Annotated in this window: 14 protein-coding genes; 6 read left to right on the forward strand and 8 right to left on the reverse strand. The window is 71.7% G+C overall.

Translation table 11 applies throughout. The features are described from left to right. Nucleotides 1-49: 49 nt before the first annotated feature. Nucleotides 50-616 carry a ribonuclease H family protein gene (locus ASF96_RS09615; RefSeq protein ID WP_055838717.1) on the reverse strand — a complete coding sequence of 189 codons (567 nt, stop codon included), beginning with the start codon at nucleotides 614-616 and terminating at the stop codon, nucleotides 50-52. Between the two features lie 194 nt (nucleotides 617-810). Between ASF96_RS09615 and ASF96_RS09620 the strand changes: the two genes are divergently transcribed. Further along, nucleotides 811-1341 (forward strand): hypothetical protein, encoded by a 531-nt coding sequence (locus ASF96_RS09620; RefSeq protein ID WP_055938533.1) that lies wholly within the window; start codon nucleotides 811-813, stop codon nucleotides 1339-1341. A 22-nt stretch (nucleotides 1342-1363) separates the two neighbouring features. Here ASF96_RS09620 and gnd read toward each other — a convergent pair whose 3' ends face one another. From gnd to ASF96_RS09640, 4 genes are all read right to left on the reverse strand, one after another. Continuing rightward, nucleotides 1364-2425: a phosphogluconate dehydrogenase (NAD(+)-dependent, decarboxylating) gene (gnd, locus tag ASF96_RS09625; RefSeq protein ID WP_055838724.1), complete on the reverse strand. Its 1062-nt coding sequence runs from the start codon at nucleotides 2423-2425 to the stop codon at nucleotides 1364-1366. 84 nt (nucleotides 2426-2509) lie between these two features. Continuing rightward, on the reverse strand, nucleotides 2510-3010 hold the full coding sequence (locus ASF96_RS09630; RefSeq protein ID WP_055939407.1) for a bifunctional nuclease family protein: 501 nt from the start codon (nucleotides 3008-3010) through the stop codon (nucleotides 2510-2512). Between the two features lie 37 nt (nucleotides 3011-3047). Beyond that, nucleotides 3048-3668 carry a response regulator gene (locus ASF96_RS09635; protein WP_055938536.1) on the reverse strand — a complete coding sequence of 207 codons (621 nt, stop codon included), beginning with the start codon at nucleotides 3666-3668 and terminating at the stop codon, nucleotides 3048-3050. Further along, nucleotides 3665-4828, reverse strand: coding sequence for a sensor histidine kinase (locus ASF96_RS09640; RefSeq protein ID WP_055939410.1), 1164 nt, complete (start codon nucleotides 4826-4828; stop codon nucleotides 3665-3667). The genes ASF96_RS09635 and ASF96_RS09640 overlap by 4 nt, the downstream gene beginning before the upstream one ends. 145 nt (nucleotides 4829-4973) lie before the next feature. Here ASF96_RS09640 and ASF96_RS09645 point away from each other — a divergent pair, with 145 nt between their 5' ends. Beyond that, nucleotides 4974-6029: an ABC transporter permease gene (locus tag ASF96_RS09645; protein WP_055938539.1), complete on the forward strand. Its 1056-nt coding sequence runs from the start codon at nucleotides 4974-4976 to the stop codon at nucleotides 6027-6029. Beyond that, on the forward strand, nucleotides 6026-6718 hold the full coding sequence (locus ASF96_RS09650) for an ABC transporter ATP-binding protein (RefSeq protein ID WP_055938542.1): 693 nt from the start codon (nucleotides 6026-6028) through the stop codon (nucleotides 6716-6718). Before ASF96_RS09645 ends, ASF96_RS09650 begins: the two co-directional genes overlap by 4 nt. 38 nt (nucleotides 6719-6756) lie before the next feature. On the opposite strand, the gene ASF96_RS09655 is transcribed toward ASF96_RS09650, so the two are convergent. Continuing rightward, entirely contained in the window at nucleotides 6757-7116 is a 360-nt protein-coding gene (locus ASF96_RS09655; RefSeq protein WP_235560572.1) for a hypothetical protein, read from the reverse strand. 230 nt (nucleotides 7117-7346) lie between these two features. On the opposite strand from ASF96_RS09655, the gene ASF96_RS09660 reads away from it, so the two are divergent. Both ASF96_RS09660 and ASF96_RS16515 read left to right on the forward strand, forming a co-directional pair. Next, nucleotides 7347-7628 carry a metal-sensitive transcriptional regulator gene (locus tag ASF96_RS09660; RefSeq protein WP_055838744.1) on the forward strand — a complete coding sequence of 94 codons (282 nt, stop codon included), beginning with the start codon at nucleotides 7347-7349 and terminating at the stop codon, nucleotides 7626-7628. Between the two features lie 139 nt (nucleotides 7629-7767). Next, complete coding sequence (locus tag ASF96_RS16515; protein WP_082509534.1) at nucleotides 7768-8103, forward strand: heavy-metal-associated domain-containing protein; 336 nt, start codon at nucleotides 7768-7770, stop codon at nucleotides 8101-8103. A 22-nt stretch (nucleotides 8104-8125) separates the two neighbouring features. Here the strand turns inward: ASF96_RS16515 and ASF96_RS09670 are convergent, their stop codons facing one another. Both ASF96_RS09670 and ASF96_RS09675 read right to left on the reverse strand, forming a co-directional pair. Further along, nucleotides 8126-8407: a hypothetical protein gene (locus ASF96_RS09670; RefSeq protein ID WP_055938545.1), complete on the reverse strand. Its 282-nt coding sequence runs from the start codon at nucleotides 8405-8407 to the stop codon at nucleotides 8126-8128. 99 nt (nucleotides 8408-8506) lie between these two features. Beyond that, nucleotides 8507-9058, reverse strand: coding sequence for a PadR family transcriptional regulator (locus ASF96_RS09675; protein WP_055838750.1), 552 nt, complete (start codon nucleotides 9056-9058; stop codon nucleotides 8507-8509). A gap of 133 nt (nucleotides 9059-9191) precedes the next feature. Here ASF96_RS09675 and ASF96_RS09680 point away from each other — a divergent pair, with 133 nt between their 5' ends. Continuing rightward, the gene (locus ASF96_RS09680; protein WP_055938548.1) at nucleotides 9192-10631 is read left to right on the forward strand and encodes a cytochrome ubiquinol oxidase subunit I; all 1440 of its coding nucleotides are present in this window, start codon (nucleotides 9192-9194) and stop codon (nucleotides 10629-10631) included. Nucleotide 10632: the final 1 nt, after the last annotated feature.

Genomic DNA, 10632 nt, shown 5'->3' on the forward strand with positions numbered 1-10632 from the left:
GACCCCTCGCGGCCGGAACGGTCAGGTGGCCGGATCTGAAGAATAGGCGTCAGCGCCCGTTGCGATCGGCCGCCGAGCGGGGCGGCGCCGAGGAGACTTCGAGGCGATCGAGGCCGCGCAGCGACGTCCAGACGAGTTCCTCGCCCTTCGCGGCGTGCTGCGACGCGCGCACCGCGCGCTCGTCGGCCCAGGAGTTGAGCACGTGCCCGCTGTGACCGCGGACGTGCTCGAGGACGACGTCGGGCATGCCCGCCTCGCGTCGGGCGTCACGCGCGACGATGAGGGCCTCGAGGATCGAGCGGTTGGCCACCGGCTTCTTCGCGCTCGTGACCCAGCCGCGTCGCCGGTGGCCGTCCATCCACGACGAGTACGTGTCGATCGCGTACTTCGAGTCGGCCTGCACGACGAGCTCCCGCACGTCGGTGTGGTCGGTGATCGCGTGCAGCAGGCCCAGCAGCTCGCCGATGTTGTTGGTCCCCTCGGGGATGGACCCGGCCGCCCAATGGCCGTCTTCGCCGACCCACGCCCAGCCGGCCGGGCCGGGATTGCCCTTGCACGCACCGTCGGTGGCGACGACGTAGCGGTCGGAAGACGAGGACGACGCGGAACTGCTCATCCCTCTAGTCTCCCCCGCGCCGGCGACGCGTCTGTCCCCCGCACGGCGAACGGATGAACCGGCAGGTGAACCCACGGGCGATACCGCGCGCGATGGCGCATCCGTCGCGCGGGTCGATCGCGCCCGCGTGGCAACCTACACCGGTCGTTCCTCCCCCGCTCGGCGCTGCGGCGTCCCTCGAGAAAGTCCGCTCCATGTCGACGCCCACGAAGTCCTCTGCCCGCCTGCACCCCGCCGCCGTCACCGCACTGGCCGTCGGAGGAGTCCTCGTCGTCGGCGCACTCGCCTTTCTGGCGTGGTTCCTGTCGGCGCAGCAGTCCGATCCGAACGCCGAGGCCACGGGGCGCCTCGTGCAGTGGCAGGAGGTCTTCGAGAAGTACCGCGCCGAGAACGGCTCCCTCCCCGACGTGCCGCTCGGCGGCTACTGCCTCGGCACCGGGTTCCCGGTCGGCGCCGACGACACGGCCAACTGCCGCGACTACGACGCGGCGACGCACTACACCGAGACCGCGAGCGTACCGCTCATGGACGCCCTCGCGACGACCGGTGCGCTCCCCTCGGGGATCTCCGCCCCCGTTCGCGGAACAGTGGGTCCGTACGCGCTGTACGAAGAGGGCGCGGTGCAGTTGCTCACCGCCGAGAGCGGGCCGTGCGTCGCCCCCGCCGTCGAGGTCTGGACCGACGACGAGGGCCTGCACATCTGTCAGATCACGCTGACACGCTGACCCGCTGACCCGGCGGACCGGGTCAGTTCGTTCCGCTCTCGGCCTTCTTCTGGCCCGCCTCGAGCACGTCGCCGGCGGGAAGCTCCTGGTGCCCGCCGAACTGCAGACGCATCGCCGAGAGCACCTGGTTGGCGAAGTGGTCCTCGCCCCGCGAGGCGAAACGCTCGAACAGCGACGCGGCGAGCACCGGCACGGGAACGCCGGTGTCGACGGCCGCCTTGACCGTCCAGCGACCCTCACCCGAATCCGAGACGCGACCGGCCAGGCCGTCGAGCGTGGGGTTCTGCGTGAGAGCGGCCGAGGTGAGGTCGAGCAACCACGACGAGATGACCGAGCCTCGACGCCACAGCTCGGTGACGCGGGCGGTGTCGATGTCGAACTGGTAGAACTCGGGCTCCTCCAGCGGCGCCACCTCGGCGGAGTGCTCCCCCTGGTGCAACCCGGCGTCGGCGTTGTTCAGCACGTTCAGGCCCTCGGCGAGCGCGGCCATGATGCCGTACTCGATGCCGTTGTGGACCATCTTGACGAAGTGCCCGGCGCCCGAGGGCCCGCAGTGGAGGTAGCCGCGCTCCTCGGTCGAGAAGTCGCCGGTGCGGCCGGGCGTCCGCTCGACCTCGCCCGGTCCCGGGGCGATGGTGCGCAGCACCGGCTCGAGGTGCGCGACGGCCTCGTCGTGGCCGCCGACCATGAGGCAGTAGCCGCGCTCGAGCCCGAAGACGCCGCCGCTGGTGCCGACGTCGACGTAGTGGATGCCGGAGTCGTTCAGCTTGGCGGCGCGACGCACGTCGTCGCGGTAGTTCGAGTTGCCGCCGTCGATGATGATGTCGCCGGGTTCGAAGACCTCGGCGACCTGGTCGACGACCGAGCCGGTGAGGCCGGCGGGGATCATCAGCCAGACGGCACGGGGCTTGGTCAGCTTCGAGGCGAGGTCGGCGATGCTGGTGGCGCCGGTCGCCCCCTCGGCCACGAGGGCGGCCACGGCATCCTGATTCACGTCGAACACGACGCAGTCGTGACCGTCTTTCATGAGCCTGCGGACGATGTTGGCGCCCATTCGTCCGAGCCCGACCATGGCGAGTTGCATTGGTTCCCCGTTCCTCGTGGATCACGGCCGCGCGGGCGGCCCCTCCGCGAGTCTAGGAGCGCCCGGCGCCGCTCGGTCGATGTGTCAGCCCTGGAAATCGTCGGGGTCGACGTCATCGAGGAATCGGCGGAACTCCTCCACCCGGTCGTCCTCGGCGGACGGCTCGATCTCGACCGCGTCGTCGGGCACGCCGGCCTCGGCGAGCACGTCGGCGGCCACCCAGATCGACCCGCCGGAACGGGCGGCGAGTGCGATGGCATCCGACGGGCGGGCGTCGAAGGTGCGCGGTCCCGCGGGCGTCGCGAGCAGCACGCGGGCGTGGAACGTACCCGCGTCGAGATGCGTGACCTCGACGCGTTCGACCGAGGCCGACAGCTCCCCGAGCATAGCCGTGGTCAGGTCGTGCGCGAGGGGACGGGGACTCCCGGTGCCCTCGATCGCGACGAGGATCGACATCGCCTCTTGGGCGCCGATCCACACCGGCAGCACCAGGTCGCCGTCGGTGGCGGTGTCGACCGGCTTCAACAGGATGACGTGCTGCTGGGCCGGGTCGAGGGCCACACCGACCACACGCACCCGGATCATGTCGCCCATCGTACGTGCCGCGACGCGGCGAACCCGGTCAGCGCACGATGCCGAGGGCTCGCGCGCTCGAGACCGCGGCGGTGCGCGACGAGACGCCCAGCTTCGAGAACACGTGCGCGAGATGGGACTTCACCGTGGCGTCGGTGATGTGCAGGTGCGCGGCCACGTCGGCGTTGGAGGCCCCGCGCGCGACGAGCCGGAGCACCTCGATCTCACGCGCCGACAGCGTCACGCGGGGTTCGCGCAGTCGCGCCAGCAGGCGCCCGGCGATCGCGGGGGCCACGGCGCTCTGGCCGGCGGCCGCGGCTCGCACTCCGGCGAGCAGTTCGTGGGGAGGGGCGTCTTTGAGCAGGTAGCCGCTGGCCCCCGCTTCGACGGCGCCGAGGATGTCGCCGTCGGTGTCGTAGTTGGTCAGCACGAGCACGTACGGGGGTGCGGCGAGCGCGCGGATCCGCCGTGTGGCGTCGGCACCGGCCGCGCGGTCACCGAACTGCAGGTCCATCAGCACGAGTTCGGGAGCGAGGGTGTCGGCCAGGGCGACGGACTCGTCGGCCGTGGCGGCCTCGCCCACCACGTCGATGTCGCTCTCGGCATCGAGCAGCGCCCGCACGCCCGCGCGCACCACGGGGTGGTCGTCGGCGATGAGCACGCGGATCACGGCGTCGCCCCCGGCAGCGTCACGGTGATCGTCGTTCCCGAGCCCGCGATGCTGTCGACGGCGAGTCGCCCGTCGAGCTGGTCGACCCGCTCGCCCATGGCGCGCAGGCCGAAGGAGTCGGTTGTGGATGCCGCGTCTTCGGCGCCGCGCGGATCGAACCCGTCCCCGTCGTCGGTGATCGTCAGACGCGCGGTCCCCCGGTCGGCGCTGAGCCGGATGCCGACGCGGTGGGCACGGGCGTGCTGGGCGACGTTGGCGAGAGCGCCCTGGGCGATGCGCAGGAGCGCCGTCTGCGCATCCATCGGCAGGGACACCGCGGCATCCACATCGACGTCGACGGGGATCTTCTCGCGGGCGCCCCAGCCGGCGGCGAGACGCTCGAGGGCGGAGCCGAGTCCCCGATCGAGGCTGGGTGGCGCGAGCTCGCGGATGAAACGCCGCGTCTCGGCCAGGCCGTCGGCCGCGGTCTGGCGCGCGAGGCGCACGTGCGCGATGCCCGGCCCCTCGGCATCGGCTCGCTCGGCGGCGTACAGCAGCATCTGGATGCTCGAGAGCCCCTGAGCGACCGTGTCGTGCAGTTCGCGCGCCAGGCGGGCGCGCTCGGCGAGGGTGCCCTGCTCGCGCTCGGCGGCGGCCAGCCGGTCGCGGGTCGCCAGCAGCTCGGCCATGAGGGCCTCGCGCTCGGCCGCGCGCCGCTCGAGTGCCGAGTAGCCGAGGCCGATCAGCAGAGCGACTCCGGCTCCGACGACGGGTCCGACCACGCCGCCGACGGTGAGGCCGCCGTGCACCGCGAAGGCCGCGATCGTCAACGCGGTGGTGCCGATGACGGCGAGGGTTCCCGCGACGCCCGGCAGAAGGTGCAGGTACAGGAAGAACAGCGGGAAGACGAGGTAGGCCGCCTCGGGGACGAGCCAGACCAGCGCCGCCCAGACGACGGTGAGGGCCGCCAGCCACACGACGGCGGCGCGGGAGCGCCCACCCCGTGCGAGCCAGAGCCCCGAGAGGTACACCGCGCCGAGCAGCCCGGCCAGGACCAGCGCGAGCACCGGCCCGTTCGTCAGCAGCACGCGCACGACGACCAGCGCCAGCAGGCCGCCGAAGAGGGCGTGGAGTCCGGCGCGCAGGCCCGCGAAGACGGGAGCGAGGGTGCGGTGGGGCATGTCGGTCTCCAGGCTACGGATGCCGCGCCGCGGGCGGATCATCCGAAAGGTGGAGAGGGAGTTCGTCCCGGCCGCCGATGACCCGCCGCCGCGCCACGGCGACAGTGGAAGAAGCCGGGGAGATCCGCCGGCGGAAGGAGGCGACGTGTACGTCGCATGGCGCGATCTTCGGTTCGCCCGCGGGCGATTCGCCCTCATCGGGGCGGTCGTCGCCCTCATCACCCTGCTCGTGGGATTCCTCTCGGGGCTCACCGGCGGCCTCGCCGCGCAGAACGTCTCGGCCGTGCTGGCCCTGCCCGGCGACCGGCTCGTGCTGCAGCCGGTCGGAGGCGCCGCGGCGACCTTCGCCGACTCGAGCCTCGGCGACGCCACCGTCGCCGCGTGGACCGCGACGCCGGGCGTGCGGGCGGTCACGCCCGTCGGCATCGTGCAGACCCGCGCCGCGGGGCCGGGTGGCAGCGGCGGCGTCGCCCTGTTCGGGCTCGACGCGGCCGGCGGCTCGCCGACCGCCGACGGCGACGTCGTGCTGTCGGCGGGGGCGGCGAAAGCGCTCGGCGCCACCGCGGGCGACGACGTGACGATCTCGGGCTCCGCGTACCGCGTCGACGAGGTCACCGGCGATTCCTGGTACAGCCACTCCCCCGTCGTCGCGATGACCCCCGCCGCGTGGGCCGACATCGACCGCCGGCTGGGCGGGCAGGGCGACGCGACCGTGCTCGCGGTGTCGGGGACGCCCGACTGGGCGGCCGCCTCGGCCGCCACCGGCACCATGGCATCCACTCCCCTCGCCAGCCTCACCGCGCTGCCGACGTTCCGCTCCGAGATCGGCTCGCTCGCCCTCATGATCGCCATGCTGTTCGCGGTCTCGGCGCTGGTGGTCGGCGCGTTCTTCACCGTCTGGACGATGCAGCGGGCCGCCGACGTCGCCGTGCTGAAGGCGCTGGGGGCGAGCACCCCGATGCTCCTCCGCGATGCGCTCGGACAGGCGCTGATCGTGCTGGTCGCGGGCGTCGGAGTCGGCATCGGCCTCACCGCGGCACTCGGCGCGCTCGCGGGCGGTGCGCTGCCCTTCGTCCTCAGTCCGCTGACCACCCTCGCCCCCGCGCTCGTCATGATCGCCCTCGGCGTGCTCGGCGCAGCCGTCTCGCTGCGCATCGTCACGGCATCCGACCCCCTCACCGCTCTCGGGAGCACTCGATGATCCTTCTCGACGACGTCACCCTCACCTACCCCGACGGCGACTCCCGCGTCACCGCGGTCGACCACGTCTCGCTCGAGGGGCGCCCCGGGCTCGTGACCGGGATCACCGGCCCGTCGGGGTCGGGCAAATCGAGCCTGCTCGCCCTCGCCGCGACCCTGGCGCGCCCCGACACCGGACGCGTGGTCGTCGACGGGGTGGATGCCACCGGGCTCAGCGCCGCGGGCCGCACGGCGCTGCGACGCGAGCGCATCGGCATCGTGTTCCAGCAGCCGCAACTGCTCCCCGCCCTCACCGCGCGCGAGCAGCTCTGCGTGATGGCCGAGCTCGGCGGGCGAGGGCGGCGCGCGCGGCGGGCCGCCGTGCGCGGCCGCGTCGATGAGCTGCTCGATGCCGTCGGCCTCGGTGACCACGCCGACCGCCGCCCCGCGCAGCTCTCGGGTGGCCAGCGTCAGCGTGTGGCGATCGCGCGCGCCCTCGTGCACGAGCCGCGGGTGCTGCTCGTCGACGAGCCGACGAGCGCCCTCGACAGCGCTCGAGGCGCCGAGATCATGGCGCTCCTCTCGCGTCTCACCCGCGAACGCGACACGGCCACGCTGCTCGTCACGCACGACCTCGTGCACGCGGGTGCACTGGATGCGACGGTCGAGGTGGTCGACGGGCGGGCGTCACTCGTGGCGTCGCCGGCGTGAGCGCGAGGTCGCGCCGCCGGGGATGAGGAGCGTGGGCGTCACCACCCGACGGTGTTGAACCACTCCCGCCGCCGGTCGGCCTCGCCGCGGCTCTCGTCTCCGCGCCAGGAATCGTGCGGGGCGAGGCGCCCGTCCTCGAGATCGACGAACGCCCAGCACACCGGGCAGAGCGCCCGGCCGCCGGGGTAGCCGTCGGGCAACGGAGGGGCGGCCTCGGCCGGGGTCCCCGCGCCCGCGCACTCGGGCGGATCGGCCTGCAGGTCGCTCCACAGCAGGCGCCCACCACGGCGGTGGTGGAGGCCTCGGTGGCCGGCCTCACGGGTGCAGATCTCGCCGTTTCTTCGGCTGAGACACAGCTTCCGTGCCGCGCCGGGAAGCGCCGCCAGGGTTCTCGTCATCTTCCGATTCTCGCCGCTGCGAGCGCAACGGGGGCAGGTGCGGGATGCGCACGGGACGGTGGGGGCCGGTGGGGAAGGGATCGGCGGTCATCGCTGACCACCACCGGTGCGACGAGAGAACATGTCGACCTCCTGGAGTTTCCACGATCCGTCACCCCTGCCTCGCTGCCGAGGGGGTTGACAGTGGGGGACGCCGTGCTACGCATACCCCACGGGGGTATCATCGACACATGCACGGATACGAGGGGCACAAAGACGATCTCCTGAAGCGCCTGCGCCGCGCGGAGGGACAGGTGCGCGGCATCGCCCGCATGGTCGACGACGACCAGTACTGCATCGACATCCTCACGCAGGTGTCGGCGGTCACCAAGGCCCTCGAGAACGTCGCCCTCTCGTTGCTCGACGACCACCTGTCGCACTGCGTCGCCGAGGCGGCCCAACAGGGCGGCCCCGTCGCCGAAGAGAAGCTCAAAGAGGCGAACCAGGCCATCGCGCGTCTGGTCCGCTCATGAGCGACGCGGGCGGAGCGCACCTTTCCGATCGTGCCGAGCGCCGACTCCGCGGCCCCGTCGGCACCACCGCGACCGTGACCTTGGCCACATCCTCCGCAACGACCCTCGCGCCGTGAGCGCCCCATCGAAGGAGACCCCCATGACCGAACGACGCCTCGACCTCGGCCTGTCCTCGACGAACGTCGGCGGCTGCGGCTCGGACTGCGGCTGCGGACACGCGTCGGCGCCCGCCGCCTCCGCCGTCTCCGCTGCTTCCGTGGCGGCCGCCGACACACTGCGCGTGGAGGGGATGACGTGCGACCACTGTGTGCGCGCGGTCACCGAAGAGCTCTCCGCCCTCGACGGCGTCGAGGTGGTCGACGTCGAGCTGCACGTCGGAGGGGAATCGCTCGTGCGCATCGCCTCGACGGGCGCCGTCGACGAAGCTCAGCTCGCCGCCGCGATCGACGAGGCGGGTTACACGCTCGCCCGCTGAGTCGGTTCTCTCGTGGGCGAGGTCAGAGCACGCGCCGCAGCAGCGCGTCGACGGCGGCGTGGAACGTGACGTTCTGCGACACCTCGACCGCGCGGTCGTAGCGCGAGCCGCCCAGGGCGACGAAGACCGCTCCGACGACCTCGACGTAGCCGACGATGTACCCGTCGCGAGCGACCTCGTACAGGTCGAGGTCGATGCGCGTCCACGGGATCTCGGTGAAGGCGGGGGGCGTGACGGGCGAAGAGGAGTTCGCGGCGGCCTTCTTCGTCGACCCTCGGCTGGTGAGAGGTGCTTCCATGACCATGCGAGTGCTCCTTGGGTCGTCCGCGTCCCTCCAGATTGCGACGCGACCCGGTGACGCACCGCGGGCTTGACGAAAGGCCCGGACGGGGATACTCGCGGGTCAGAGCGCGGAGCGCGCGGGCCGACCGCGTCGCGGCCGATCGGCCGACAGCGCGAACGGAGCGCTCCCGCGCGTGAGCTCTTCGACGTCGTCCAGCCAGCGCAGGTCGGCGTCGAGCCGGGCGCGTCGTGCGGCGCGCACGATGGCCGCCGACACGGCATCCGTCGTCTCGCTCGGCGCTTCGGGGTCGGCGAGCGCCTGCCGCACAGCCGCGCGCTGAGCCGACAGGATGCCGTCGACGTCGGCGCCGGGAAGAGTGACGGCCAGCGCGATCTTGAGGGCGACCTCGTCGCGCTTCTCGATCTGCGACGCGGTGGACAGCCAGGTGCGCGCTTCGAGGCGTCCGGCCTCGGTGGGCTCCCACAGCATGCGCCCCTCGTCGTCGAGGCCGCGGCCGACCACGAGGCCGTCGCGTTCGAGGCGTTCGAGGGTCGTGTAAACCTGTCCGACGTTGACCGTGGCGCCCGTGCGCCGGTGGTACTCCGCGCGCAGCTGAGAGCCGTAGCAGGCACCGCGATCGAGGATCGCGAGCAGGCTCTGACGTACCGACACGGCGGCCTCCCGGCGGGCTCGAAAATGACTTGCTCAGTATATGGTTCGACGCCGAGGCAACCCCGAACGGCGCTCCGGAGCCCGGCGTAGCATGTGGTCTGACCACACAATCCGGTTCGATCGGAGGCTCCTGATGGAGTGGCTCGACCCCCTGGCTCTCGCCCGCTGGCAGTTCGGGTTGACGACCCTGTACCACTTCCTCTTCGTGCCGCTGACGCTCGGAATGTCGCTGGTCGTGGCCATCTTCCAGACGGTCTGGTACCGCACCGGAGACGTGCGCTGGCTGCACATCACGCGCTTCTTCGGCAAGATCTTCCTCATCAACTTCGCCATGGGCGTCGTCACGGGGATCGTGCAGGAGTTCCAGTTCGGCATGAACTGGTCGGCGTACTCACGCTTCGTCGGCGACGTGTTCGGCGCCCCCCTCGCGTTCGAGGGGCTGCTCGCCTTCTTCCTCGAGGCGACGTTCATCGGCCTCTGGATCTTCGGGTGGGACAAGCTCCCCCGCCTCGCCCACCTCGCCAGCATCTGGATGGCGACGATCGGCGCCACCCTCTCGGCGTACTTCATCATCGCCGCCAACGCCTTCATGCAGAACCCGGTCGGGTATCAGATGTCCGCCGAGGGGCATCGCGCCGAACTCGTGGACTTCTGGGCCCTGCTGACCAACCCGGTCGCCCTCGCGGCCTTCCCGCACACGATCTTCGCGGGCTGGATGTTCGCCGCCATGATCGTCGTCGCCATCTCGGCCTGGCACATGGCCCGCGGCCAGAACACCGACATGATGCGCAAGACCCTGCGTTTCGGCCTGTGGTCCACGCTCGTGTCGTTCGTCCTCGTCGCCGTCGTCGGCGATCAGCTCAGCCTGGTCATGGTCGCGACGCAGCCGATGAAGATGGCCGCCGCCGAGGCGACGTTCCACACCGTCTGCGGTCAGGATGCCTCGTTCTCGATCTTCACGCTCGGCACCCCCGACGGTACGAGCGAGCTGTTCTCGATCCGGGTGCCGTTCCTGCTCAGCATCCTGTCGACGCACTCGCTCGACGGCTGCGTCGAGGGCATCAACGACTTGAACACGCTGTACAGCCAGCAGATGTTCCCGCAGTTCGCAGGCCAAGTCGACGGCAACTTCGCGCCCGTGCTGTGGGTCACCTACTGGGCGTTCCGCTGGATGATCGCCCTCGGCGGTATCGCCGCGCTGGTCAGCGTCGTGGGCCTCTGGGTCACGCGCAAGAAGGCCACCCGCCCGGTCGCTCCGTGGATGTGGCGCGTCGCGATCTGGGCCGCTCCCCTGCCCATGCTCGCGAGCCTCGTCGGGTGGGTGTTCACCGAGATGGGCCGTCAGCCCTGGATCGTGTTCGGTCTCATGCTCACGCAGGACGGCGTCTCGCCCAGCGTGCCGGGCTGGAGCGTGCTCATCTCGCTCGTCGCCTTCACCCTCGTGTACGCCAGCCTCGCCGTCGTCGAGTTCGGACTCATCAAGAAGTACGCGCAGAAGGGTCCCGATCCCCTGCCCGATCCGGACGCCGTGCACGACGACTCCGTCGAGAACACCCCGACCACGGTCTACTAGG

It is taken from the genome of Microbacterium sp. Leaf179, from assembly GCF_001423785.1.
Taxonomy (GTDB): domain Bacteria; phylum Actinomycetota; class Actinomycetes; order Actinomycetales; family Microbacteriaceae; genus Microbacterium.

Excerpts from the sequence above, each read along its gene's own strand:
- ASF96_RS09615 (WP_055838717.1), bottom strand. The coding sequence starts at position 616 with ATGAGCAGTTCCGCGTCGTCCTCGTCTTCCGACCGCTACGTCGTCGCC.
- ASF96_RS09620 (WP_055938533.1), top strand. The coding sequence starts at position 811 with ATGTCGACGCCCACGAAGTCCTCTGCCCGCCTGCACCCCGCCGCCGTC.
- gnd (WP_055838724.1), bottom strand. The coding sequence starts at position 2,425 with ATGCAACTCGCCATGGTCGGGCTCGGACGAATGGGCGCCAACATCGTC.
- ASF96_RS09630 (WP_055939407.1), bottom strand. The coding sequence starts at position 3,010 with ATGATCCGGGTGCGTGTGGTCGGTGTGGCCCTCGACCCGGCCCAGCAG.
- ASF96_RS09640 (WP_055939410.1), bottom strand. The coding sequence starts at position 4,828 with ATGCCCCACCGCACCCTCGCTCCCGTCTTCGCGGGCCTGCGCGCCGGA.
- ASF96_RS09650 (WP_055938542.1), top strand. The coding sequence starts at position 6,026 with ATGATCCTTCTCGACGACGTCACCCTCACCTACCCCGACGGCGACTCC.
- ASF96_RS09655 (WP_235560572.1), bottom strand. The coding sequence starts at position 7,116 with ATGACGAGAACCCTGGCGGCGCTTCCCGGCGCGGCACGGAAGCTGTGT.
- ASF96_RS09660 (WP_055838744.1), top strand. The coding sequence starts at position 7,347 with ATGCACGGATACGAGGGGCACAAAGACGATCTCCTGAAGCGCCTGCGC.
- ASF96_RS16515 (WP_082509534.1), top strand. The coding sequence starts at position 7,768 with ATGACCGAACGACGCCTCGACCTCGGCCTGTCCTCGACGAACGTCGGC.
- ASF96_RS09670 (WP_055938545.1), bottom strand. The coding sequence starts at position 8,407 with ATGGTCATGGAAGCACCTCTCACCAGCCGAGGGTCGACGAAGAAGGCC.
- ASF96_RS09680 (WP_055938548.1), top strand. The coding sequence starts at position 9,192 with ATGGAGTGGCTCGACCCCCTGGCTCTCGCCCGCTGGCAGTTCGGGTTG.